Origin of the sequence: Roseibium sp. Sym1 (genome assembly GCF_027359675.1) — a bacterium.
In the GTDB taxonomy this organism is placed as follows: Bacteria; Pseudomonadota; Alphaproteobacteria; order Rhizobiales; family Stappiaceae; genus Roseibium.
Genome location: NZ_CP114786.1, coordinates 5769787 through 5792673, shown reverse-complemented (window position 1 = coordinate 5792673; position 22887 = coordinate 5769787). Strand labels below are relative to the sequence as shown.

The following is a 22887-nucleotide window of genomic DNA, read 5'->3' as shown; positions in this document are numbered from 1 at the left end:
GCAGCCTCCCTGAACACCGGATCCTAGCCCCGATTTGCGAGTTGGTTGTGGCGGCGGGCGATCAGGTCCTTCGCCATTTCCACGGCCACGGCGGCGTCGCGGCAATAGCCGTCCGCCCCGACCGCCTCGCCGAATTCCTCGTTGAGCGGCGCGCCGCCGACGAGCACGATGTAGTCGTCGCGCAGGCCCTTGGCCTTCATCTCGTCGATCACGACCTTCATGTAGGGCATGGTGGTGGTCAGAAGGGCGGACATGCCGAGAATGTCGGGCTGGTGCTCCTCCAGGGCGGCAATGTAGTTCTCGACCGGGTTGTTGATGCCGATGTCGATCACCTCGAAGCCGGCGCCTTCCATCATCATGGAAACCAGGTTCTTGCCGATGTCGTGAATGTCGCCCTTCACGGTGCCGATCACCATCTTGCCGACTTTCGGCGCGCCTGTTTCGGCGAGCAGCGGACGCAGGATGGTCATGCCGGCCTTCATGGCGTTGGCGGACAGCAGGACTTCCGGCACGAACAGGATTCCATCGCGGAAGTCGACACCGACGATGCGCATGCCTTCGACCAGGGCCTTGGTCAGGATGTCGTAAGGCGCCCAGCCGCGTTCCAGCAGGATGTTGACCGATTCCTCGATTTCCTCCTGCAAGCCGTCATAAAGGTCGTCATGCATCTGTTCGACAAGTTCGTCGTCGGACAGGGAGGCGAGATCGATATCATCTTCGTCAGACATGGGCAGCTCCAACCAGGCGCAACAAGGCCATCAACTTAGTGAAAAACCTTATGCCTCAAGCCGGATTCGCCGATATCTTCAAAGCGACACGCCAAGTCGTTTACGCGACAGGGAAGCGAACCCGACCAGCTTCGCAAAAGTCTGCAGCGAGTCGGGAAACTTTTGTAGCTGTCTAAACTTACGGGGTTTATCGGGAACATCGCGATCGCCGAAAACAAAAAGGGAGTGTCTTGCGATCCGCCCGAGTTGGCAGTTCCGGTCCGGACGAGATCAGCACAGCCCGTCGATTTGACCCTTGTCGTCCGGCCTTATGTGGTTGGCGGGCGGTCGTTCTTGAGTGGACGTGGTGTTTTCGGGGACGTTCAGGCAGATCGTTTACGCGCGGTGGTATGCTTGTTAAAAATTACAGGATGCTGATTTCAAAGCTCTTCGGGGACGCATTTTGATGAGAAACCTATTTCGAACGGCATGGATTGGAATGGTGTGCGCCGCGTCGGTTTCGTGGCCGGTCCCGGATGCTGTTGCAGAGGAGCCGCGTATTCCCCGGCTTGGATGCGAGGCGAAGCGTGAGGTTTACAGGGGGCTTTATGCCCTGGGCTTCGTTTCGAGACGGACGGCGTTTCCGGATTTTCAATCGGATGAAGCGGTGATTGCAGGTGTTTCAAATTACCAGCGTTCCATCGGTGCCAAAGCGACCGGGCAGCTGACGCAACTCCAGATATCGTCGCTCAGGCGGGATGCCGGCAAGTCCTACCTCTGGGAACAGAAGGGCTGCGATCCGGAAAGACTGCTGTTTCCGCTCCACGAATGGTATGCCGCCGGATATACGCAGGCTGACCGGCAGGACGTCTTTGACATTCTCGAAGCGCAAGGGTTCCTGAAGAGCGACCGGCTGTCGAACAGTTTTTCAAATAGCAAAAACAAGGCGGCCGTGAAGCGTTTCCAGGCCAGTCTCGGAGCCGAGCAAACCGGGTATCTGACCAACAGGCAAGCTGACGCGGTTCTGCATGGGTGGCAACCGTTGGACCCGAAGCAGCAGTGGGTTGCGCTCGCGATTTCCGAACGGAAAAAAAGGGATCTGTTCCGGGTCCTGTTTGCCATGGGATACGTGAAAAACGCCGTGCCGGTGACCGACTTCGCGGTCAACGGGGACTTGATACAGGCCGTCAGCAGCTTCCAATCCCTGGCCGGATATCCTTCAACGGGTTTTCTCACGCAAAAGCAGGTCAACCTGCTGCTGGCGCGCCCCATCAGGCCAACACCGGTCGAAGCGGCGCAAACGGCGGACCTAAGCTGGTCGAACCCCGTGATCTCCTGGGTTTACGAGGACTATGCCGCGAATGACCTTAAGCTGGCCTATCGGGCGCTCTACAACAGGGGCTTCTTTTTCAGCGATGCGGTGACCGCCGATCTGACCCGCCCGGACCTGGTTGATCATATCAGGCGGTATCAGGCCTATGTCGCCGCGGACCCCACGGGCTATCTGAGCCATCGTCAGCTGGAGGACCTGCTTGCCGATCCCGGCAAGCCGACACCCCGGGAAGCGCGGCAGAAACAGCGACAGCAAGCCCGGGCTGGAAAGCAATCCGACACCCTGGCCCACGGACGTGAAGACTGGCAGAAACTCGGTTTTTCGACGGACCAGAAAAAGCAGCTCTACAGGGCGCTTTACAATGCCGGGCTGGCGCAATCAGCCGAAATGATCACGGATTTCTCCTTGCGGCTCGACCTGATCAAGGTCGTCCGTGCCTACCAGGAGCAGAACGGCTTTGAACCGACGGGCTTTCTGACGTCTGAACAGGCCGAAACGTTGCTGGGTCTCAAGGCGCCGCTGCTGCCAAGCGAAAAACAGGCGGGCCTTTTCGGAAAGTACGGAAGCTCGCCTGTGCTTGGCTATTTCCGGGATCTCGGACGCCAGGAATTCGGGATCAGCAAACCGGTTTCGACTGTCGTCAAGCGGTTGCAGGGGCGTTTTGGATTGCGCGTCGATGGATATGTTTCTGATGAGCTGTTCAAGCTTGCCAGGACCATACCGCTGAAGGTGGTGCGAGAGCCCCGTCCCGCGCCTATGTTCTCCGGAGATGTCGAGATGTTGTCGGTGTCGAAGGACTGGGTGCTCTGGAAAGAGCATGAAGTGAGCTTGTGCGAGACCCTTACGAGTTCAATTCACGAGGACGGGTTCACCGCGAGTGCCGCGCCTTCGAGCGTCTCGCTCTATCGCGGTTCGGATTGGCAGTACAATGCGGTCAACACAAGCGTGCAGCTCGAGAACTGGAAGCCTGAAACACTCGCAGAAATCCGGGTCGGTGCACGAAGCTTCTACGCCAGGTCACTCAGGGGGCAGACACGCCTCGTAACCAAGGATGGTTCGAAGCCCGATTTTCCCGGGAAAAACTATTCGAATTTCATCAATGCGCTGCTGCGCGCAAACGGCTTTGAGATCATCTATGAAACGGTTTTCGGAACCAGGGTCGTTGCAAGCTTTTCGGCACTGGGCCTGACACGACAGTTGCGCGCGATGAAGAAGGCTTGCTGACCAGTTGACTGGGCCGGAAAGAAACAAAAGGAATAGGGCACGCCCGTCCTGACGACTACGGCAAGGAGGGAGCCGGTGAAGTCCAGCGTCCGGGACTGTCGTCAAACACGATGCCCAAAATTTGTTGGTTCAAGGCATGAGGGAGAAAGTTTTTGGTGAAATGCAATTGGCGCCCGGTGGTATTTGGATTGCTCGTTTTGACGGCAAGCGTCTGGATATCCTCGGACATGGCGGTCAAAGCGGAAACTGTTCCCTCTTCCCTTGGTGCGGGGAATGCAAAACAGGCCCTCCCATCCGCGTCGGCAGAAGACGTGGCAAGGGCGCGCGAGACTTTCTCGCGGTTAGACCTTGGTGCCCAGGAAAGACAAGAAGTTTTTGATGGATTGATTCGCCTGGGTTTTGCCCAAGAGGAGAGCAAAGAGCCGGACTTTCTGACACAATTTAAGACCATTAAAGCCGTGTCCGATTTCCAGAAGGCTATTGACGCCCGGGTGACCGGTTTCTTGAACAAGACCCAAATCAAAATCTTGCGCCTTGTTGCAGGAGCGCCGTTGCCTTTGACGGAAAAAACGGCCGAGAGTGCCGGGGCGGAGCCGGCCAAAAAAGCCTTTGAGAATCTTGACCTTAGCTTTGGGGAGCAACAAGAAGCCTACCGGGGGTTGTTCGAGCTTGGGTTTGCGACGGAAAAAACCGCAAATCCTGACTTTCAGAACAACACCGAGACGCAAGGTGCGGTCTCCAGATATCAGGCATCAAAAGGTGCGATGGATACCGGGTTTCTGACTCGAAGCCAGGTGCTGGAGCTGAGGGAACAGGCGGGCCTGCCGTTTGCCTGGGAGAAATCGACCAGAAGGACCTATGCACTTCAGAACTACGAAGTGCTCAGCATGAACAGCTGGATGAAATCAAAATTCTCAGAGAAGGAGTTGAACAGTATCTATCGGGCTCTTTTCAACAAGGGCTTCCTGACGGATGACAGGATTTCGACGGATTTTGGAAGTTTGCGTACCCGGTCTGCTGTGAGGCAGTACCAGAGGAGTATTTCCGAGCCGCCAACGGGCATTCTCACTGAAAAGCAAGCCTTGACGCTGCTCGCGGCTCCAGGAGAGCCCACGCCTTGGGAAGTCACCCAGAGCGAACTGGAATCCGGCGTTGACAGCCGGGCACAGCGTGAGCTCATGGCCAGACGCAATTGGCGGCAGTTGGGTGTATCCGAGGACGATCGGAAGAGAATTTTTCGGGCACTCTTTCATCAGGGCCATGCGCGTAGCCCGGAAATGGTGCTGGACGACACCAAGCTGTGGTACGTCGTGAGGGGCTTTCAGCGGGATAACGGATTTGCGGTGACCGGTTTCCTGACAAGAGAACAGGTCGACCTGCTTCTGGAGGCCGACGCCCCAAAACTGCCGTCTGAGCTTCAGGAAGACGTGTTCGCCAAATACGGACGCGAACCTGTCGTGGGATATTTCAAGCAATTGGGGGCGCAGGAATTCAGCGGTAAATACAGCCTGAAAGTGGTGGTGAGCAGGATGCAACAAAAACTGTCACTTCCAGTCACGGGCTTTGTCACAGACGAACTGATCGAAGCTTCGAAGTCGATCAGCATCAAAATGAACTATGGAGAAATGACTCCCTTGTTCAAAAGCCAGCAGTCGAGGGAACAGGCCAGACACAAGGATTGGCGGCGGTGGAAAACCGAGGAAGGCGAATATTGCGAAATTGGATCAACGGCCGTGCACGTCGAAGGTTTTTCCGGAAGCGGAAAAGTTGCCGCGATTTCGTTCTACCGGAGAAGTGATTGGCACAAGAGCACGATCAACATGGAACTGCGCCTTGAAAACTGGGACAAGGAAACGCTCGCCAAGGTCAAGATTGGAAAGTCGGAGTTTTTTCTTGCTTGGGATGGAACCGTAAATGTTCTGGTCAGCAGGCACGGCATGAAGCTCAAGTCGGAGCGGCGCGTCTATGGCGAATTGATCAAGACGATGCTTCGCGCCAACGGGTTCGAGATCACCTATAAATCGGTCTTCGGGAACAACGTTGTTGCAAGTTTTTCCGCGCTCGGACTGACCAGACAGCTACGCGCCATTCAGAAGAATTGCTGAGCTGGCGCGATCACGGCAAAAGAAAAAGGGCGGATCTTGCGATCCGCCCGAGTTAGCTGTTCCGGTCCGGACGAGATCAGAACAGCCCTTCGATTTGACCCTTGTCGTCCAGCCTGATGTGGTTGGCCGACGGCACCCGGGGCAGGCCGGGCATGGTCATGATTTCCCCGCAGATGACGACGATGAAGCCGGCGCCGGCCGACAGGCGCACTTCGCGCACGGGCAGGCTGTGGCCGGTCGGCGCGCCGCGGCGCTGCGGATCGGTGGTGAAGGAATACTGGGTCTTGGCCATGCAGACCGGCAGGTTGCCGAAACCGTCCTCTTCCCAGCGCTTGAGCTGGTCGCGGACCGACTTGTCGGCGAGCACCTCGTCGGCGCGGTAGATGCGCTTGGCGATGGTCTCGATCTTCTCGAACAGCGACAGGCTGTCGTCATAGAGCGGTGCGAACTGGGCGGCGCCGCTCTCGGCCAGTTCGGCAATCCGGGTTGCGAGTTCTTCCGTGCCTGCCGAGCCGTTGGCCCAGTGGGTGGCTAGGATCGCGTCGACGCCGTATTCGGCGCAGTAGTCCTTGACCGCCTGGATTTCCGCTTCGGTGTCCGCGGTGAAGTGGTTGATGGCGACCACGGCCGGAACACCGAACTGCTTGACGTTCTCGATATGGCGGCCGAGATTGGCGCATCCCTTCTTCACGGCGTCGACATTTTCCGTGCCGAGATCTTCCTTGGCGATGCCGCCGTTCATCTTCAGCGCCTTGATGGTGGCGACGATGACCACGGCATCCGGGCTGAGGCCCGCCTTGCGGCACTTGATGTCGAAGAATTTCTCGGCACCGAGATCCGCGCCGAAGCCGGCTTCGGTGACCACGTAGTCGGCCAGCTTCAGGGCCGTCTGGGTGGCGACGACCGAGTTGCAGCCATGGGCGATGTTGGCGAACGGACCGCCATGGATGAAGGCCGGGTTGTTTTCAAGCGTTTGCACCAGGTTCGGCTGCATGGCTTCCTTCAGCAGCACGGTCATCGCGCCGTCGGCTTCCAGTTCGCGCGCCGTGATCGCGGTGCGGTCGCGGCGGTAGGCGACGATGATGTCGCCGAGACGCTTCTGCAGGTCGTCGAGGTCGGTCGCCAGGCACAGGATCGCCATGATCTCGGAGGCGACCGTGATGTCGAATCCGCCTTCACGCGGGAAGCCGTTGGCGACGCCGCCGAGCGAGCAGACGATTTCGCGCAGGGCGCGGTCGTTCATGTCGAGCACGCGGCGCCAGACGACACGGCGCTGGTCGATGCCGAGTTCGTTGCCCCAGTAGATGTGGTTTTCGATCAACGCGGAGAGCAGGTTGTGCGCGGAGGTGATGGCGTGGAAATCACCGGTGAAATGCAGGTTGATGTCTTCCATCGGCACGACCTGGGCATAGCCGCCGCCGGCAGCGCCGCCCTTCATGCCGAAGCACGGACCGAGCGACGGTTCGCGCAGGCAGATCATTGCGTTCTTGCCGATCCGGTTGAGCCCGTCGCCGAGGCCGACGGTGGTGGTGGTCTTGCCTTCGCCGGCCGGGGTCGGGTTGATGGCGGTCACCAGGATCAGCTTGCCGCTGTCACGGCCGTTGAGACCTTCGATATAGTCCCCGGAGATCTTGGCCTTGGTGCGGCCATAGGGCAGGAGGGCTTCGTCGGGAATGTTGAGCCGCGCACCGATTTCCTGAATCGGTTTCATGCTGGCTGCACGGGCAATTTCGATATCGCTGGCCATGGGTTTTCTCCGGGGCGTTTCCAAATTTCAGCTGCCGGAACGCGCGTCCATTCGGCGCCCCGGCAATTGACCGAACGCTATGGGAGAGGGCGGTATCTCAGGTGTTCCGAATGCGACAGGATGCGCCCCGGAAGCGACTGTAGGATCAGTCGGCGCGATTTCTCAGGATGGTGACGAGAAAGACCAGCATGGTGAGGACCGCCAGAACCGAGCCGAGCTTGGCGAGAATCTCGCTGCTGCCGGTAATCGCCAGCACGATGCCCGGGACGAGAACAACGACGGTGAGGACGCTCATTCCGTAATGGATCTTTGCCAGTCCGGAGCCGGCGGCGCCGGGTACGAGGGCGTAATAGGTGCCGAACACCGACATCATCACGAAGCCGATGAGATTGAGGTGCCCGTGGGCGGGCGCAAGCGTGTGGTCCGTGCTGGCCGACATGTGAATGCCCCAGGCCATCCCGATCAGCGCGAAAACGGCAGCGGTAATAAAAAACAGGCGCGGCAGTGCAGTCATGTGATTTCCCCCCAACTCCGGCTGGTGTGATTCTTTTCAGGCTCACGGAGCCCCGGAAGATTGCCATGGCTCCGCTGAAGTCAAAAGAAGAATTGCAATTTCCGGCGGACCGGATTTTAGTTCCGTCATGACAGATTCCGACATTCTTTCCCGGCTTCCCGAGCGCCTGAAGAAGGCACGGCGGGCACAGGGCCTTTCCCTTGAGGCCGTCGAGAAGCTCTCTGGTGTGTCCCGGTCCATGGTCAGCCAGATCGAGCGCGGCGAATCCAATCCGACCGTCGCAACCCTGCTCAACCTCACACGCGCCCTGGATGTCGACTTCGCCGGACTGCTGGGAGAGGAGGCCTCGGAGGACCGGGTCGAAATCCTGCACGAGCACCAGACGCCCGCGCTCGACCGGGCCGGCGACGGCTGCAAGATCCGCATCCTGTCGCCGCCCCAGGACACCGGCCGGTTCGAGGTGTATGAGCTGGTTTTTGCCGAAGGTGGCCGTCTGGAGAGCAAGCCGCATGAACGCGGCACAAGGGAACAGCTCATCGCCGAAGACGGCCGGCTGGAGGTCACTTCCGGTGTGGCCACCGGCGTCATCGGCAAGGGAGATACGGCCCGCTATGCTGCCGATGTGCCCCACTGCATTAGCGCCCTTGATGGCCCGGCGCGGGCGATCCTGATCGTGGTGAAGTTCTGACCGTGCTGCCGCTCGGCCTGCTTCTGGTGTCTTTTTCAGAAGGGGAACTTAATCGTCGAACGGGACCCGGAGACTGACTTTCACACGGTCTACGACGACTGACGTGGCAAATCTTCGGATATTGGGGTTTTCGACAAAGACCTGACGCGAAAAGCGATCATAGTCTTTCATGTCCCTGGCCAGCACGATCAGGATGAAATCGGCATGGCCGGTGATGTAGTAGCATTGCTGAACTTCCTCCAGTGCCATCACGGACCGCTTGAACTCGTCCAGCAAGTCCACGCGCTCTCGCTCCAGTTCGACCTCGACGACAAAAGTCATCCGCGCATCGACATAATCCGGACGAAGTTGCACGACCTCGCGCTCAATGACACCGGTTTCATTCAGGCGCTTCAGTCGCCTTTGAACCGACGAACGCGAAGCACCGATTCGATCCGCAAGTTTGTCCGCGGACACGCGTGCATCCTGTTGCAGAACGGTCAAGATGTCTCGATCTGTTCGGTCCAGTGGCGTGGGCAAAATGCATCTCCAAATTCGCAAATTTGATGCAAAATAGCCGAATGGACGTAAATTTTCGAGCGAAAAGCGTCAGGAAATTGAGATAGCGTGGGCTCAGGTCGAACAAGATTGGGAACCAGGGTCCGATGAAAAACTTACCAGATCTGTGCCTCCGATATGCTGACCCACACGCGTATCCTGCCGGTGTCGCCTGGCAGGATGGGCAATATATCCCGGTGTCAGAGGCAAAGGTGTCCGTACTCGACTACGGCTTCTTGCACTCCGATGCGACCTACGACACGGTTCACGTTTGGGATGGTGCTTTCTTTCGTCTGGATGCTCATATTGAACGCTTTTTGGCAGGCGTGGAACGGCTGCGTATGAAGCTGCCCATTCCGGCCGCGGAAATTCGTGAGATCCTGCACAACTGTGTCTCGCTTTCAGGTCACCGGAAGGCCTATGTGGAAATGATTTGCACGCGAGGCGCAGCGCGCGACTTCAGCCGGGATCCAAGAGACGCCGAGAACAGGTTCCTTGCCTTCGCCGTTCCCTACGGTTCGGTTGCCAATGACGAGCAGATGCGGCGCGGGCTACATGTGACAATCACGAACACAACGCGAATTCCGCCAGACAGCGTTGACCCGCGCATCAAAAACTATCACTGGCTCGACCTGGTCGGAGGGCTTTTTGATGCTTTCGACCGGGGCGGCGAAACCGCCTTGCTGCTGGATGGCGGGGGCAACATCGCGGAAGGTCCGGGGTTCAATGTCTTTTCCGTCCGCGATGGCGTCCTGAGGACGCCGGACCATGGAGTCTTGCAGGGTATCACGCGCCGCACGGTCATCGAGATATGTCATGAGCAGGGGATGAGCGTCCACAAGGGTGATCTGTCCCAGGACGCCTTGCGCGGTTCCGATGAAGTCTTCATCACCTCCACGGCAGGGGGCGTGATGCCGGTTACACGAATTGACGGACAGCCGGTGAAAGAGGACAAAGTCGGTCCGGTCACCGAGAGCATAAAAAAGAGCTATTGGCTCCGGCACAAGGACGCACGGTTCATCGAAGAAGTGGTTTACCCGGCCTGACACGAAAAGGAGCACGGAAGAATGGCTGTTCGCGATGTCCTTTTGTTCGGTGATCCGCGCCTGACAGCGGTGGCTGATGTGGTGGACCCCAATCGGGCTGACTGGGTAACGGATGCAAACGATCTGCAGGAGACATTGACGCATCTCAGGAAGACCCTGGGCTTCGGGCGGGCTCTGGCCGCACCGCAAATCGGTTCCTCGTTTCGAATGGTTGCGTTCGAATGCGACTTGGGAAGTTTTGTTGCGCTCAATCCCCGGATTGTTTGGGCTTCGCAAGAATGCAGGCCCGTCTGGGATGACTGCTTCAGCCTCCCTGGAACGAGTGTGGCCGTGACGCGAAGCGTTTCGGTCACGATGGAATACTCCGATCGGGAGGGGCGCCTTCAAAGACTGGAGAGGCTTTCTCCCGGACACTCCGAACTCGTGCAACACGAAATTGATCATCTTGATGGAATTCTGATGACACAGCGAATGGTCGCACCTGGCGCTATTGTGGCGAGTGCTATGGCCGGCCGTACGGTTCACCCGGCGACGACGAGGCGTTGAGCTTCCGTTTTGAAAGCGCCTGTCCACGGATATACTATGACGGTTAACATGGCGATCGGGGCGCGCAGTCTGTTCCTGTCTCGATCGTCTGCATGGTTCGCGTTGCCGAGCAGGCGGTTCATTGGCGACGTCGGAGGATGTGCCCGAAGCGGTCACTCCCGGTCGATCGTTTGTGGGAACACGCCGACAAAACGTTGTAGGCATTTCCGTTATTCTGGAGAATTTGTCGTTTAATTCACGCGAAAATCCGATATAGTGGAGAAATAATCCAATTTGTCGGAGGATGCTTCATGTCAGATGCCTTCCTGTCCCATATTTCCGAGACGCTCAAAGAGATCGAGGCCGAGGGACTTTACAAGCGGGAGCGGCTGATCACCTCTCCCCAGGGCGGCAGGATCACGGTCGGCGGCCGCGAGGTGATCAATCTTTGTGCCAACAACTATCTGGGCCTCGCCGACCATCCGGCCCTGGAAGAGGCTGCCCGCAAGGCGCTGGGCCCCAAGGGCTACGGCATGGCCTCCGTGCGCTTCATCTGCGGAACCCAGGACATCCACCGCGAACTGGAACAGCGGTTGGCGCGGTTTCTCGGCAAGGACGACAGCATCCTGTTCGCGGCCTGTTTCGATGCCAATGGCGGTCTGTTCGAGCCGCTGCTCGGGCCTGAGGACGCGATCATATCGGACGCGCTCAATCATGCCTCGATCATCGACGGCATCCGCCTGTGCAAGGCAAGACGCTACCGTTACGCCAATTCCGACATGGCGGATCTTGAGGCAAAGCTGAAGGAGGCCAGGGAGGCCGGCGCCCGCCATATCATGATTGCCAGCGACGGCGTTTTCTCGATGGACGGCTACCTGGCCAACCTGCCGGAGGTCACGGCGCTGGCAAAAAAATACGACGCCGTGGTGATGGTCGACGATTGCCATGCCACCGGCTTCATGGGGCCGAAGGGTGAAGGCACGCCCGCCCATTTCGGCGTGGATGTCGACATCCTCACCGGCACGCTCGGCAAGGCGCTGGGCGGAGGCATCGGCGGGTACGTCGCCGGTCCGCAGCCGGTCATCGATCTCCTGCGCCAGCGGGCACGGCCCTATCTCTTTTCCAACTCCCTGCCACCGGCTGTCGTCATGAGCGGGCTGGAAGCCATCCGCCTGGTGGAGGAGGGCGACGGCCTGCGCAAGAACCTTTTCGACAACGCCCGCTACTGGCGCGAAGGCCTTGAAGGTCTCGGCTTCACGCTGCTGCCGGGCGAACATCCGATCATCCCGGTGATGCTGGGCGAGGCGAAACTGGCCCAGGCCATGGCGGCTGAACTGTTCGAGCAGGGCGTCTATGTTTCCGGCTTCTTTTTCCCGGTGGTGCCGCGCGGCCAGGCGCGCATCCGCACCCAGATGAACGCGGCTCTGACACGCGCGGACCTGGACCGGGCGCTGGAAGCCTTCGAAAAGGCCGGCAGGGCGACGGGAGTCCTGTCATGAGCAGCAACCAGATGAAGGCGCTGTGCAAGGCCGAGCCGAGGGAAGGCCTCTGGATGACCCGGGCACCGGTGCCGGAAATCGGGCCGGACGACGTGCTGATCCGGATCAACAAGACCGGCATATGCGGCACCGACATTCACATCTGGAACTGGGACGACTGGGCGGCGAAGACCGTGCCCGTGCCGCTGATCACCGGGCATGAATTCGCCGGCGAGATCGTCGAGCTTGGCAGGAATGTCACCGATCTGGAGATCGGTCAGCGCTGTTCGGGCGAGGGGCACCTGATCGGCCATCACTCGCGACAGTCCAGGTCCGGAAAATTTCACCTGGATCCGGAAACCCGCGGCATCGGCGTCAACGAGCAGGGCGCCTTCGCCGAATATCTGCGCCTGCCGGCCTTCAACGTGGTGCCGTTGCCGGACGAGATCGATGACGAGATCGGCGCCATTCTCGACCCGCTCGGCAACGCGGTTCACACCGCGCTCAGTTTCGATCTGGTCGGGGAAGATGTACTGATCACCGGTGCCGGCCCGATCGGCATCATGGCGGCTGCGGTTGCCCGCCATGTCGGCGCGCGCAACGTCGTCATCACCGACATCAACCAGGCCCGGCTGGATCTGGCGACCAGGGTTGCCGATGTCCTGCCGGTAAACGTCGCCGAGCAGGACCTCAAGGGCATCGAAAAGAAACTCGGCATGAAGGAAGGCTTCGATGTCGGCCTGGAAATGTCCGGCAACCAGGTGGCGCTCGACCAGATGGTGGAGAACCTGGTGATGGGCGGCCGGATCGCGCTGCTCGGCATCCCGCCGGGCAAGTCACCGGTCGACTGGTCGCGCATCGTCTTCAAGGCGATCACCATCAAGGGGGTCTATGGCCGCGAGATCTTCGAGACCTGGTACAAGATGATCGCCATGCTGCAGAACGGCCTCGACGTGCGCAATGTCATCACTCACCGCTTCGGGGTCGATGATTTCGAGAAAGGCTTTGCCGCGATGAAATCCGGCGAGGCTGGCAAGGTGGTACTGAGCTGGCGTTGAGGGAAGGGCGGCGTGATCGGGACGCTTTTTTAGAGTCAGCCCATGAACTCCCTGTCATCCCGCGAAAGCGGCGACCCAGGAAACTGCATATTTAGCTCAAGCCCAGGCCTGTTGGGGCGCCCGGGAATCCCGGGTCCCGGCGCGCGCAGCGCTTGGCCGGGATGACAATCTTGGAAAATTTGACCACGCATGATCGCCACGCGGAAGGCTGTGGCGTAAAGTCTGTCAGCGTCTTGTTATGCAAAACCCGACTTTTGCGGCAAGCCCATCTTCTTCAGGATCATAACCACCGGGCAGAGGCCGGTGAACGAGGCCTGGATCAGGTGGGCACCGAGAATGCCGGTCAGCCACAGCCAGTTGAGATTGACATAGACAGCCAGAAGCACGGAGGCGAGGACCAGCGCGCCGACGACAAGAAGAATGGCCCGTTCCACGGTCATGGTTATCTCCTTTGATTGACTGGTTGCGAAACAAGGCAACTATGCGGCCATTAGGTCGGTGACGCCAGTGGCTTCAGCTTCACAATCGCTTGACGGGTTGCGGCATTTCGGCAGGTCTTCCGTGTTATGCCGGAGCAAGGACGCCTCGAGCGAAGTGTTGCAAATCGAGCGACAAGTTTGAGAGGAAGCCTGCACGCCCTGCAGGTTTCACGCTCCCGGCTCGCGCTCCGGTTACCATTTCAAAACCAATTCGGCGCATCGTGAATTATCCGGAATTTGAGGCAGGCGATGCGTCCCTCGGACAAGAAGAACGCGATTACCTATCCCAAGCTCAGCGGCCCGCACATTTGCGTCGGCGCCGGGCAGCAGGCGCTTGACCTTGCGCGCCGCAGCCTGGAGTCCGCGGCGGACCTCAAAGGCGGCAAGCTCAGCAAGACCGACATAGCAGCCGTCTTCAACTTTATCGCCGAGTCGCCCGGCCTCTTCGACATCTACCGCTCGAACTACGAAGCCTGCGGTCGCATCCACAAGCGTCAGCCCTTTGTCGGCGCGAACAAGGACTTCTTCGCCATGTCGGTTCTGAGGTTCCTGTGCTTCGACATCCTTCGAAAGGTGTTCGAACCGCAGATCAAGAGGAGCGACGCGTCCTGGGAAATCGAGTTTCTCCATGCCTTCAGTGCCTATATCGCGCGCACTGCGGATGCCGGGTTCACAGACAGTCTTTCGGAGGCCTACCGGAAGCTGGCAAAGGCACATGGCAACGAAATCACCGCGGTGACCATTGCCAATGATCCTGCCATTCAGGACATTGTCCGCAATGCCGCAAGGCTGTTTCCCAAGGAACACATCGACTACGTAAACTTCTCCAATGCGGTCAACAAGGCGCTTTCGGACAAGTTCGAAGACTATGGCCCGTCACCGATCAAGGTGTCGGAACCGGTCATCGAACGGTTTTTCGACGCCTTGCGGGACATGAGCAGGGCAAACTACTTCCGAAAGATGGTCCTTGGATAACGGCGTCACCCGGTTGCTGGTCTCTGACGCCAATACACCCCTACAGCGGCATCGCTGTGTTGCCATTCGGTAACCATGATGCGATAAATGCTCAGAATGAGTATTTCTCGAATTGAAAATGCTCAATATGAGCATTAGATTGTATCGGAGCCGAGGAGTTCGGCTCTGACATCACATCAATTCGAGGGAGACTCGAATGTCCAAGTTTCACTACGGCGTTTTTGTCGGCCGGTTCCAGCCGCTGCATATCGGCCACGAGGCCGTCATCCGGGCGGCGCTCAAGGAAGTCGACACGCTGATCGTTCTGATCGGCTCGTGCGCCCAGGCACGCACACCGCGCAACCCCTTCACTTACGACGAACGCGCCGAGATGTTCGCCAAGGTGTTCAAGCACGAGCTGGCGACTGACCGCCTGATCCTGAAGCCGGTGCCAGATCATCCCTATTCGGACGCGGCCTGGTGCGCGGAAGTCCAGCGTGCCGTCAACGAGACGGTGCTCGCCCATTACAACAGGGGCGGGGTCGTGCTGCACGGTCTCGACGATATCCGGATCGCGCTGGCCGGCTACGGCAAGGACCGCACCAGCTACTATCTGAAACTGTTTCCGGAATGGGGCAATGTCCAGCTCACCAGCCAATATGGCACCTTTTCGTCGACCGACATACGCCGGCAGCTGTTCCAGCGCATTCCGGTGATCTCCCGGTCGGTCCTTTCGGACGGGGTTGCCGGCTGGCTCGAAGATTTCGCCTTGAGCGAGACCTTCCGGAACCTCCTGGAAGAGGCCGAATATCACGAGGCCTATCCGAAGGAATGGGGCCGTGGTCCGTTCGTGACGGTCGATGCCGTGGTAATCCAGTCCGGCAACATCCTGCTGGTCGAGCGTGGCCAGGTTCCCGGCAGGGGCTTGCTGGCTCTGCCGGGCGGATTTCTCGATCCGCGCGAAAGCATTCGTGATGCAGTGATCCGGGAACTGAAGGAAGAAACGGCGATCAGCGATCACAAGGGTGAAATCCCGCCGGCCATGCTGGCATCGTTCATCGACGGCACCAGGACCCGCGTGTTTGACCACCCCGACCGGTCGCTCAGAGGCCGCATCATCACCCACGCCTTCCTGTTCCGGCTGCCGGAACGACGGGAGCTGTTCTCGGTCACCGGCGGGGACGACGCCCGCGCGGCCAACTGGTACCGGCTCGGCGATCTGAGGCCGGAGCAATTTTTCGAGGATCACTGGTCCATCATCGATCTGATGGCCGATCTCTAATCCGCCCGCAGGGGAGACCTGTGGAGCACCTGTCACGTGAGGAGTTCACAATGACAAATCCGCTTCTGGCAACTGACAGCTACAAGCAATCCCACTTCCGCCAATACCCGCCTGAGGCAAGACGGATTTCCGCCTATGTCGAGGCACGTCCCAACACCTTCTCCGAGGGCGTTCTGTTCTTCGGACTGCAGGCCTATCTGAAGAAGGTCCTGCTGACGCCGATCACGGCAGCGCATATCGCGCAGGCTGGCAAGATCTGCGCGGCCCATGGCGTGCCGTTCAACAAGGAGGGCTGGCAGCAGATCCTGGAAGATCACGGCGGCCTGTTTCCGCTCGAGATCAAGGCGTTGCCAGAAGGCACGCTGGCGCCGAGCGGCGTGCCGCTGGTCCAGGTGGAAAACACCGACGAGCGCATGCCATGGCTGACCACCTGGGTGGAAACGGCCTTGCTGCGCGCGGTCTGGTACCCGTCAACGGTCGCGACCCTGTCCCTCAAATGCAAGGAGATCATCTATCGCGGTCTTCTGGCCACTTCGGACGATCCGGACGCCCAGGTGCCGTTCAAGTTGCATGATTTCGGCGCAAGGGGCGTGTCCTCGTCCGAGAGCGCAGCGCTTGGCGGCATGGCGCACCTGGTCAATTTCGCCGGCACCGACACCATGGAGGCGCTTGAAGCGGCCAGCACCTGGTATGGCGCGGATATGGCCGGTTTCTCCATACCGGCGGCCGAACACTCGACCATGACCAGCTGGGGGCCGCAGCGTGAAGAGGAAGCTTATGCCAACATGCTGACCCAGTTCGCTGCACCGGGCAAACTCGTGGCGGTGGTCTCCGACAGCTATGACATCGACAACGCGGTTGATGCGATCTGGTGCGGAAGCCTGAAGGAGAGGGTGCTGCAATCGGGAGCAACGGTGGTCATCCGCCCGGACAGCGGTGATCCGGTGGCCACACCGCTGAAGGTGCTGGAGACCCTCTGGTCCTCTTTTGGCGGCGCGGAAAACAGCAAGGGCGCCCGGGTGCTCAATCCAGCCATCCGGGTCATCCAGGGAGACGGCATGACGCTCGACAGCATCGGCAAGCTGGTGGACGAACTGGTGCGCCGAAAGTGGTCCGTCGACAACATTGCCTTCGGCATGGGCGGCGGGCTGCTGCAGCAGCTCAACCGGGACACCATGCGATTCGCCATGAAGGCCAACGCCATGAAGACCGCGGACGGTGCCTGGGTGGATGTCTCAAAGGACCCTGCTTCCGACCCTGGCAAGGCCTCCAAAGCCGGCCGTCAGGCGGTCATCGAAAGGGACGGCAACCTGAAAGCGGCCCGGCTGGAAAGCGTCGACCCGGCCGATGACCGGCTCAAGGTGGTCTACCGCGATGGCCGGCTCATCACCGACTGGAGCTTCGATGAGGTGAGGGGGCGGGCCAACCGGCATTTGGCTGAAAAGGCTGCAGCCTGAAGGACCGGCACGCACTGGCGGACGGCCGCGTCAGGCCGTCCGCAGCCAGTCCTTTTCGAACGAGACATCACCGCAGCCGGAGAACCGCGCCCAGCGTTCCAGTTCCGCCTGGAGCCTGGCAAGCCGCCCTTTCGACTCCCGGACGCCCGGTTCCGGCCAGAAGGCTCGGACATGCAGGCGGTCTTCGCCGCGCAGGGCCTTCATGTCGACCCGCCCGATCAGCCGGCTGCCTTCCATGACCGGAAACACGTAGTAGCCATATTGGCGTTTGGCTTCGGGCACGAAGATTTCAATGCGATAGGAAAACCCGAACAGGCGCTCCGCGCGCTTGCGGTCCCGCAAGGCCGGGTCGAATGGGGACAGGATCCTGACGCGCGAGGGCGGTTCGGGCAGTGTCGCCAGGGTGTCCAGCGTTTCCGGGAAGGCAAAGGCCTTGCGCGCGGTGCCGTCGATGTTGTCGACCAGGATTTCAATGAGGGTGCCCTCGGCCAGGGCCGTCTGGCACCAGGCCTTGGCTTCCGCAGGAGTGATCAGGTCCCAAAAGGCGGCAATCTCACCTGAGGTCGCGAAACCGAGCCGGTCAAGGGCGGAGCGTGCCGCCCAGTCCAGGGTTTCACCAGTGTCGTGGGGCATGTGCAGATGCCGGTCCGGAATGACCCGCTCGGTGAGGTCGTAGACCTTCTGGAAGTTGTCCCGCGCGCAGACGGAGACCTCGCCGGTCCGCCACAGGAATTCGAGGGCGGCCTTGGACGGATGCCAGTTCCACCAGCCGCCATTGCTGCGTTGCTCGTCCTCGCCGACGGTTGCGGACGTCACCGGCCCCTGGTCGTCGATTTGCTTGAGAACGGCGTCGATCTTGCCTTCGAATCCGTTCTTGTGCCAGTTGCGCCACCTTGCGGCGAGATTTGACTTGTCCCGCTGGAAACGCAGGCGCCAGTGGCGGAAGAACTCCGTCGGGATCACGGAGGCGTCGTGGGTCCAATGCTCGAACAGATGTCGGTCCCGCTCCATGAGCAGCTTGAGGTTCTTCTCCTTGTAGGCCGGTCTTCGCGCGGCCAGAATCATGTGGTGGGCCCGGGCAACCGTATTGATGCTGTCCAGCTGGACAAATCCGATGCCGTCGATCACGTCGCGCAGGTCGTCACCCTTGCCGCTTCCCTTTGGGGGCGCGGCAAGACCATGTTTGTCCAGGAAAAGGCGTCGGGCGAGGTCGTTCTGCACCCGTGGCAGGGAAGGGGCATTCATGGCGGGACAGTAGCATCCCCTGATCCCGGGGAAAATGGATCATGCCTGATCCTGTCATTTTTTCCGAGAGGACGAGGCACAGGCCAGAACCAGCGACACGAAGTGGGCCGGCGGAGGCTGGTCGATTGCGATTGACCGGGCGGGGAAATGGGAGTTCACTTGGGCCGGTGTATCTCGATCGCCTTTGTCAGATCACGATTAGATGATGTTTTCCAATAGATTGATCTTGTTTTCTACAGCGGTTGGCGTGGTCCTGTTCGGTTTGTTCACGGCCTCGGGAGCGCATGCCGGGACCGGACCCTGTTCCGCCGTGAAGCTCAATGGATCCGGCGTCTGGTTCCCCGTTTCCATGCGAAAGGACGCTACGGGCAGCCTCAACGGTGTGTTTCCGGATCTCGCGCGGGATATCCTGTCCACTCTGGATGTGCCGGTCGAGGAAGGCCCGGACCTGCCTTGGAAAAGGGTCCTGACACTGTTGGAAAACGGTCAGATCGATGTGCTTGCCGGAGCCTACAAAACCGGCGAACGCCTTGAAAAATTCGGCTACAGCCATCCCGTCATGCAGGAAGAAGTCGGCGTCTTCGTTCGAAACAGTCTCCCCGGCAGGCCGGGGTCGCTCGACGACCTGAAAGGCTTGCGCGGCATTGCGCCGTTCGGGGCTTCCTTCGGCGAGGAGTTCGATACCTTTGCGGCGGACAATCTTGCGATCGATCGTCAGCCTTACGATGATTTCAGGACCTACATGCACCTTCTCATGGAAAACAAGGCGGACTATCTGGTGATGGCCCGCCGGGACGGATTGATGCTGATCCGGGAGGCTGGTGCGGAGGACCTGGTCGAGGCGCTGCCGTGGTCCGCTACGGTCAATACGCTGCACTTCCTGTTTTCCAGGGCAACGCCCTGCATAGACCTGCTGCATTCCTTTAACGAGGAACTGCAGCGGCGGATCAACGACGGTGAACTCGACAGCTTGATCAAGACCTACGATCTGTCCGAAGGTGACGGCTGAAACATCGGATGCTTGGAGAACGGGGGAAGCGTGTCGGAGCTTTTCGTTGCCGGCCCGGACCTGCTTGTCGTGTCCGTGGTCGTTTTTTTGTGCGCGGGCTTTGTCAAGGGACTGGTCGGATTCGGTTTGCCGACGATCGGGCTTGGACTGATGACGGTGTTTGTCGGGGTCGAGAAATCCATGGTCCTGATTCTCTGGCCGGCGTTATTGACCAATTTCTGGCAGGGAATGATGGGGGGCCATCTGAAGGCGCTTGTTCCCCGCTTGTGGCCCTTCCTGCTGAGCGCCGTGCTGATGCTCGGCGTGGGGACCTTCATCCTGACGCGATTGCCGGCAGGGGCCGCCGACCTCCTGCTCGGGGTGCTGATGATCGCCTATGCGGTGCCGATGCTTGCGGGCGCCGTCCTGACAGTGCCTGAAAACGCGGTCGTCGTCGTTGGTGTGGGTGTCGGTCTGGTCAACGGCGTGCTTGCGGGGCTGACCGGGTCCTACACCGTACCCGGCGTCATGTATCTGCAGGCCATGGGTCTTTCGCGCGATCAGCTCATCCAGGCCATGGGATTGCTGTTTCTTCTGTCGACGCTCGCCCTCGGGGCGTCACTTGGAAGTTTCGGCCTGCTTGGCGGCCGTGAAGCGCTGGCGTCGCTTGCGCTTGTTGTGCCTGCGCTCAGTGGAGTGTGGACCGGCCAGAGGCTGCGGCGGCAGGTGTCTGAAGCGGTCTTCCGGAAACTCGTTCTGACGGCGATCCTGGCACTGGGCCTCTATCTGGTGCCGCTGGGCCTCTGGCGTCTATTTTCCTGAAAAAAGTTCCGGACCGGCCCTGTGGTTCATCAACGAAAAACGCCGCGGAGACCGCGGCGCTTTCATGAGGCGGTGTTCGGGGACAGGTCTATTTCGCGACGAGGCGCATCGGAGTGGCGGTGCCGACGCCCGAGGTCGTCTTGGTATTGGCCCACTGGTAGGATTGGCGTTCCTCTGTCGGTGTGCACAGGAAACGTTCGCGATAGCATTTGGTGAAATGCGAGGTCGACGCGAAACCGCAGGCAAGCGCCACATCCAGGACCGGACGGCTGGTCCGGCGCAGAAGGTCGCGGGCCGTTTCCAGGCGCAGACGCAGGTAGTACTGGCCGGGCGTGCAGTTGAAGTGGCGGCGGAACAGGCGTTCCAGCTGGCGTGGCGACAGGTTGACCGTCATTGCCAGCTGCTGGCAGCTGAGCGGATCCTCGATATGCAGATCCATGATGCGGATCGCGTCGAGGATCTTGGCGTTGGAGATGCCGGTGCGGGCCTCGATATCGTGCCGTTGCGCGGATTCGCCGGACCGCATGTTCTGGTAAAGCGCGACTTCCGCCACTTCATGGGCCAGATAGGCACCGTGCTGAATGGCAATGAGACGCAGCATCATGTCGAGGGAGGCCATGCCGCCAGCGCAAGTGATGCAGTTGCGGTCGATCGCGAAGATGTCCGAGGTCACTTCCACGTCCGGGAATTCCTCGCGCAGCGACCGCAGGTTTTCCCAGTGAATGGTGCAGCGGCGGCCGTCCAGAAGGTGGTAGCGCGCCAGCAGGTAGGCCCCCGTGCAGATGGCGCCGAAGGTCCGGCCCATGGCATTCAGGCGGCGCAGCTTGTTGCCCAGATCGGGGTCAAGCGGGAGGCGCTCGACATCAATACCAGAGCACAAAAGTGTAACATCAGCGTCATGAAGTTCGCGAATAGACTTTTTTACTGCAACTTCGCATCCGTTGCTTGCCACGACTGAATTCCCGTCGAGGGAATAAGTCGTCCATACGTAGTATTCCCTGCCAAGCAGGCGATTTGCTATTCGCAGGGGTTCGATCACGCTCGCGAAAGCGTTCATGGAGAAGCGGTCCATGAGCACGAATGCTATGGACTGGCCTGTTTCTTCGTGTGCGCGTCCGGACATTTACTTTGCCTCATTGGAAGGTATTATTGAAGCTTGTCTTTGATTTGTAGTAAGTTTTGCATTTTTTATTTATGTGTCAAATAAAAAAGTTCCGACGAGCAATCTTTCTTTGGAGTGTCACATCGAAGGTGAACGGCCTGTAAACCCGGACAACCAAATACGGAACATCCCTTCGGCGGCTGCTGTCTCTCGCGCGAAAAGATCCTTGATACACGCACCGAGGGAGTGACGTATTACTGGAATGGCGAAGATCGCCTCGTCACGGGTGGCATGACCGGCCGGCAGCAGCGCGCTCTCGGCGAGGGCCGGTAATGCACCCGGTTCCGGCAGATCGTCCAGAATGAAGTGCGGCACTTTGAGCGCGAGAGCGTCACTTTCATTTTGAGTCACGAATCCGACGGCAAACGCGACCGTTTCCGCGAGACGGTAAACAGTGTTGTCGAGACGAGTGGGCGCCAGACGGCGGCCTGGCGCCGCGACCGGATGCGGCCGTCGGCTGGCCGGAGGCCGGATTTGAGGGAAATTTTGCTGAAACACCCTGAAACCTGACCAAAATTAGAATGATTTTTTTGCCCAATGTCGGTTTAGTGGATCCGAGTTGCTTCAAGTCAACGCGCAAGTGATGCTACATGGGGCACACTTCGAAAATGTGCGACGATCAACGGACCTCGATTGAAATGAATGTATTAGCCAAACCAGCCGATCTCGAGGCTGCGGCTCCGGCCGGCGCCTTCGTGGAAGAAGTAAAATCCGTCCAGCATTACACGGACCGGCTTTTCCGCTTCCGCATGACCCGCCCGGCGAGCTTTCGTTTCCGCTCGGGCGAATTCGTCATGATCGGTCTGATGATCGACGGCAAGCCGCTTTACCGCGCCTATTCGATCGCCAGCCCGGCCTGGGATGAGGAGCTCGAGTTCTTCTCGATCAAGGTGCCGGATGGCCCATTGACCTCCCATCTGCAGAAGATACAGCCGGGTGATGCCGTGCTGATGAAGAAAAAGCCGACCGGCACGCTGGTCAACGACGCGCTCGTTCCCGGCAAGCGCGTGTACATGTTCTCCACCGGTACCGGTATCGCGCCGTTCGCCAGCCTGATCCGCGACCCGGACACCTATGAAAAGTTCGACCAGGTCATCCTGACCCATACCTGCCGTGAGGTCGCCGAGCTGAAATACGGCGAGGACCTTGTGCAGGAAACCATCAACGATCCCCTTATCGGCGAATTCGCCAAGGACAAGCTGGTGCACTACACCTCCGTCACGCGCGAAGACTTTCCGCGTCAGGGCCGGATTACCGACCTGATCAAGTCGGGAAAGCTGTTCGAGGATCTCGGCGTGCCGCCGCTCGATCCGGCCGTTGACCGTGGCATGATCTGCGGGTCAATGGACATGTTGCGCGACACCAAGGCGCTTCTCGAGGAAGCCGGTCTGAACGAAGGGGCCAACAACAAGCCGGCCGAATTCGTTGTCGAGCGGGCTTTCGTCGGCTAGGCAGACGCCTTTCCTTGGAAGAATCAGAAAAGGGCCGGATCTCTCCGGCCCTTTTCTTTTTGCCCTGTCGAGGTGCGGTTGGGCG

21 protein-coding genes are annotated in these 22887 nt (G+C 59.6%); 13 read left to right on the top strand and 8 right to left on the bottom strand.

From position 1 onward, the window contains the following. Positions 1-23: 23 nt before the first annotated feature. Complete coding sequence (locus O6760_RS26830; RefSeq protein WP_269582714.1) at positions 24-728, bottom strand: corrinoid protein; 705 nt, start codon at positions 726-728, stop codon at positions 24-26. 445 nt (positions 729-1173) lie between these two features. On the opposite strand from O6760_RS26830, the gene O6760_RS26825 reads away from it, so the two are divergent. Together O6760_RS26825 and O6760_RS26820 are read left to right on the top strand one after the other, a co-directional pair. Then, positions 1174-3264, top strand: coding sequence for a hypothetical protein (locus O6760_RS26825; protein WP_269582713.1), 2091 nt, complete (start codon positions 1174-1176; stop codon positions 3262-3264). A 227-nt stretch (positions 3265-3491) separates the two neighbouring features. Then, positions 3492-5369 (top strand): hypothetical protein, encoded by a 1878-nt coding sequence (locus tag O6760_RS26820; protein ID WP_269582712.1) that lies wholly within the window; start codon positions 3492-3494, stop codon positions 5367-5369. Between the two features lie 76 nt (positions 5370-5445). Here O6760_RS26820 and O6760_RS26815 read toward each other — a convergent pair whose 3' ends face one another. Both O6760_RS26815 and O6760_RS26810 read right to left on the bottom strand, forming a co-directional pair. Then, positions 5446-7116: a formate--tetrahydrofolate ligase gene (locus O6760_RS26815; RefSeq protein ID WP_269582711.1), complete on the bottom strand. Its 1671-nt coding sequence runs from the start codon at positions 7114-7116 to the stop codon at positions 5446-5448. A gap of 145 nt (positions 7117-7261) precedes the next feature. Next, a complete protein-coding gene (locus O6760_RS26810; protein ID WP_269582710.1) occupies positions 7262-7630 on the bottom strand; it encodes a hypothetical protein in 369 nt (122 codons plus the stop codon). A 127-nt stretch (positions 7631-7757) separates the two neighbouring features. Here O6760_RS26810 and O6760_RS26805 point away from each other — a divergent pair, with 127 nt between their 5' ends. Beyond that, complete coding sequence (locus tag O6760_RS26805) at positions 7758-8318, top strand: helix-turn-helix domain-containing protein (RefSeq protein ID WP_269582709.1); 561 nt, start codon at positions 7758-7760, stop codon at positions 8316-8318. 48 nt (positions 8319-8366) lie between these two features. Here the strand turns inward: O6760_RS26805 and O6760_RS26800 are convergent, their stop codons facing one another. Continuing rightward, complete coding sequence (locus tag O6760_RS26800; protein WP_269582708.1) at positions 8367-8774, bottom strand: Lrp/AsnC family transcriptional regulator; 408 nt, start codon at positions 8772-8774, stop codon at positions 8367-8369. A 188-nt stretch (positions 8775-8962) separates the two neighbouring features. Between O6760_RS26800 and O6760_RS26795 the strand changes: the two genes are divergently transcribed. From O6760_RS26795 to tdh, 4 genes are all read left to right on the top strand, one after another. Then, positions 8963-9901, top strand: a complete 939-nt coding sequence (locus O6760_RS26795) for an aminotransferase class IV (protein ID WP_269582707.1) — start codon at positions 8963-8965, stop codon at positions 9899-9901. A 21-nt stretch (positions 9902-9922) separates the two neighbouring features. Further along, positions 9923-10447: a peptide deformylase gene (locus O6760_RS26790; protein WP_269582706.1), complete on the top strand. Its 525-nt coding sequence runs from the start codon at positions 9923-9925 to the stop codon at positions 10445-10447. A 290-nt stretch (positions 10448-10737) separates the two neighbouring features. Next, positions 10738-11925 (top strand): glycine C-acetyltransferase, encoded by a 1188-nt coding sequence (locus O6760_RS26785; RefSeq protein WP_269582705.1) that lies wholly within the window; start codon positions 10738-10740, stop codon positions 11923-11925. Further along, complete coding sequence (tdh, locus tag O6760_RS26780) at positions 11922-12962, top strand: L-threonine 3-dehydrogenase (protein WP_269582704.1); 1041 nt, start codon at positions 11922-11924, stop codon at positions 12960-12962. Before O6760_RS26785 ends, tdh begins: the two co-directional genes overlap by 4 nt. Before the next feature lie 236 nt (positions 12963-13198). On the opposite strand, the gene O6760_RS26775 is transcribed toward tdh, so the two are convergent. Then, positions 13199-13402 carry a YgaP family membrane protein gene (locus O6760_RS26775; protein WP_269582703.1) on the bottom strand — a complete coding sequence of 68 codons (204 nt, stop codon included), beginning with the start codon at positions 13400-13402 and terminating at the stop codon, positions 13199-13201. A gap of 288 nt (positions 13403-13690) precedes the next feature. Here O6760_RS26775 and O6760_RS26770 point away from each other — a divergent pair, with 288 nt between their 5' ends. The 3 genes from O6760_RS26770 to O6760_RS26760 all read left to right on the top strand — a co-directional run bounded on the left by O6760_RS26770 (position 13691) and on the right by O6760_RS26760 (position 17134). Then, positions 13691-14416, top strand: a complete 726-nt coding sequence (locus tag O6760_RS26770; protein ID WP_269582702.1) for a hypothetical protein — start codon at positions 13691-13693, stop codon at positions 14414-14416. A 196-nt stretch (positions 14417-14612) separates the two neighbouring features. Next, positions 14613-15677 carry an NUDIX domain-containing protein gene (locus tag O6760_RS26765; RefSeq protein WP_269582701.1) on the top strand — a complete coding sequence of 355 codons (1065 nt, stop codon included), beginning with the start codon at positions 14613-14615 and terminating at the stop codon, positions 15675-15677. A 50-nt stretch (positions 15678-15727) separates the two neighbouring features. Next, a complete protein-coding gene (locus O6760_RS26760) occupies positions 15728-17134 on the top strand; it encodes a nicotinate phosphoribosyltransferase (RefSeq protein ID WP_269582700.1) in 1407 nt (468 codons plus the stop codon). A 30-nt stretch (positions 17135-17164) separates the two neighbouring features. On the opposite strand, the gene O6760_RS26755 is transcribed toward O6760_RS26760, so the two are convergent. Continuing rightward, positions 17165-18379 (bottom strand): winged helix-turn-helix domain-containing protein, encoded by a 1215-nt coding sequence (locus O6760_RS26755; RefSeq protein ID WP_269582699.1) that lies wholly within the window; start codon positions 18377-18379, stop codon positions 17165-17167. A gap of 226 nt (positions 18380-18605) precedes the next feature. Between O6760_RS26755 and O6760_RS26750 the strand changes: the two genes are divergently transcribed. After that, positions 18606-19388 carry a substrate-binding periplasmic protein gene (locus tag O6760_RS26750; protein WP_269582698.1) on the top strand — a complete coding sequence of 261 codons (783 nt, stop codon included), beginning with the start codon at positions 18606-18608 and terminating at the stop codon, positions 19386-19388. A gap of 30 nt (positions 19389-19418) precedes the next feature. Continuing rightward, positions 19419-20189, top strand: coding sequence for a sulfite exporter TauE/SafE family protein (locus O6760_RS26745; RefSeq protein WP_269582697.1), 771 nt, complete (start codon positions 19419-19421; stop codon positions 20187-20189). Between the two features lie 88 nt (positions 20190-20277). Here O6760_RS26745 and O6760_RS26740 read toward each other — a convergent pair whose 3' ends face one another. Continuing rightward, positions 20278-21312 (bottom strand): GlxA family transcriptional regulator, encoded by a 1035-nt coding sequence (locus O6760_RS26740; RefSeq protein ID WP_269582696.1) that lies wholly within the window; start codon positions 21310-21312, stop codon positions 20278-20280. Between the two features lie 117 nt (positions 21313-21429). Then, a complete protein-coding gene (locus tag O6760_RS26735; RefSeq protein ID WP_269582695.1) occupies positions 21430-21849 on the bottom strand; it encodes a hypothetical protein in 420 nt (139 codons plus the stop codon). A gap of 140 nt (positions 21850-21989) precedes the next feature. On the opposite strand from O6760_RS26735, the gene O6760_RS26730 reads away from it, so the two are divergent. After that, positions 21990-22802 carry a ferredoxin--NADP reductase gene (locus tag O6760_RS26730; protein ID WP_269582694.1) on the top strand — a complete coding sequence of 271 codons (813 nt, stop codon included), beginning with the start codon at positions 21990-21992 and terminating at the stop codon, positions 22800-22802. The last annotated feature ends 85 nt before the right edge of the window (positions 22803-22887 follow it).

Coding starts and splice junctions, on each gene's coding strand:
- O6760_RS26830 (WP_269582714.1), bottom strand. CDS start 728: ATGTCTGACGAAGATGATATCGATCTCGCCTCCCTGTCCGACGACGAA.
- O6760_RS26825 (WP_269582713.1), top strand. CDS start 1,174: ATGAGAAACCTATTTCGAACGGCATGGATTGGAATGGTGTGCGCCGCG.
- O6760_RS26820 (WP_269582712.1), top strand. CDS start 3,492: ATGGCGGTCAAAGCGGAAACTGTTCCCTCTTCCCTTGGTGCGGGGAAT.
- O6760_RS26815 (WP_269582711.1), bottom strand. CDS start 7,116: ATGGCCAGCGATATCGAAATTGCCCGTGCAGCCAGCATGAAACCGATT.
- O6760_RS26810 (WP_269582710.1), bottom strand. CDS start 7,630: ATGACTGCACTGCCGCGCCTGTTTTTTATTACCGCTGCCGTTTTCGCG.
- O6760_RS26805 (WP_269582709.1), top strand. CDS start 7,758: ATGACAGATTCCGACATTCTTTCCCGGCTTCCCGAGCGCCTGAAGAAG.
- O6760_RS26795 (WP_269582707.1), top strand. CDS start 8,963: ATGAAAAACTTACCAGATCTGTGCCTCCGATATGCTGACCCACACGCG.
- O6760_RS26790 (WP_269582706.1), top strand. CDS start 9,923: ATGGCTGTTCGCGATGTCCTTTTGTTCGGTGATCCGCGCCTGACAGCG.
- O6760_RS26785 (WP_269582705.1), top strand. CDS start 10,738: ATGTCAGATGCCTTCCTGTCCCATATTTCCGAGACGCTCAAAGAGATC.
- tdh (WP_269582704.1), top strand. CDS start 11,922: ATGAGCAGCAACCAGATGAAGGCGCTGTGCAAGGCCGAGCCGAGGGAA.
- O6760_RS26775 (WP_269582703.1), bottom strand. CDS start 13,402: ATGACCGTGGAACGGGCCATTCTTCTTGTCGTCGGCGCGCTGGTCCTC.
- O6760_RS26770 (WP_269582702.1), top strand. CDS start 13,691: ATGCGTCCCTCGGACAAGAAGAACGCGATTACCTATCCCAAGCTCAGC.
- O6760_RS26765 (WP_269582701.1), top strand. CDS start 14,613: ATGTCCAAGTTTCACTACGGCGTTTTTGTCGGCCGGTTCCAGCCGCTG.
- O6760_RS26760 (WP_269582700.1), top strand. CDS start 15,728: ATGACAAATCCGCTTCTGGCAACTGACAGCTACAAGCAATCCCACTTC.
- O6760_RS26755 (WP_269582699.1), bottom strand. CDS start 18,379: ATGAATGCCCCTTCCCTGCCACGGGTGCAGAACGACCTCGCCCGACGC.
- O6760_RS26740 (WP_269582696.1), bottom strand. CDS start 21,312: ATGTCCGGACGCGCACACGAAGAAACAGGCCAGTCCATAGCATTCGTG.
- O6760_RS26730 (WP_269582694.1), top strand. CDS start 21,990: ATGAATGTATTAGCCAAACCAGCCGATCTCGAGGCTGCGGCTCCGGCC.